This window comes from Treponema sp. R6D11 (assembly GCF_054786075.1).
On record NZ_BDHD01000439.1, the window covers coordinates 1 to 926 of the forward strand.

The window sequence follows — 926 nt, forward strand, 5'->3', positions numbered from 1 at the left end:
GGTTTGGTTATCGTGCTTCCGACTATTTTTGGAGTTATAAATATTACCAAAAACATTACTGTCGGTAAGCTTAGCCTTAAATATACTTCATTTATATACGCGATTGATAGCAAGGGGCAGGAATACGAATACGAAACGTTAAAAGGCTCGGAAAATAGAGTTTGGGTTGATATAACTGAAATTCCGCCTAACTTGCAAAACGCAGTTGTTTCTATCGAGGATGAACGTTTTTATAAACATCCAGGGTTTGATCTAAAATCAACATCTAAAGCGGCTTTTGATTACATATTGCGTCGTCCGGGAGGAAGAGGTGCTAGTACGCTTACTCAGCAGCTGATTAAAAATGTTACTGGGGACAACGAAGTTAAAGCAGGGAGAAAAGTTAAAGAGATCTTGCAGGCCTTGCAGCTTGAGCGCAGGATGTCAAAAGAACAAATACTAGAGATGTATCTTAATACTATATATTTGAGCCAAGGTTGTAATGGTGTTAAGACGGCGTCGTTATTGTATTTTGGCAAGGACGTTTCGCGTTTGTCTTTGGATGAATGTGCTTTGATTGCAGGAATTACTCAATATCCATCTAAATATGATCCGTTTAGACATTATGATGCGGCTGTGGAAAAAAGGGATATGGTTTTGCAAAAAATGTTTCAGCTTGGATACATAACAGAAAAGGAATATAAAGACGCTAAAAATACTAAGACTAAATTGGCTAGTAAAAACAAAGATGCTAACGTGCAAAGCTATTATGCTGATCAGGTTATAACAGATGTTATGAATGATTTGCAAGAGAAGAATGGATATAGCGAATCTGCTGCAGCTAAATTGCTTTATTCTGGCGGGCTTAAAATTTATGCTTGTGTTGACCCTGACATTCAGGGAATTGCAGATGAAGTTTATGCTAATGATAAGAATTTTCCTAAACT

At 37.1% G+C, this 926-nt stretch carries 1 protein-coding gene; it reads left to right on the forward strand.

The features are described from left to right. Nucleotides 1-926, forward strand: a 926-nt coding sequence (locus ACYVTD_RS13785) for a transglycosylase domain-containing protein (protein ID WP_461248302.1), incomplete at both ends; no start/stop codon positions are given.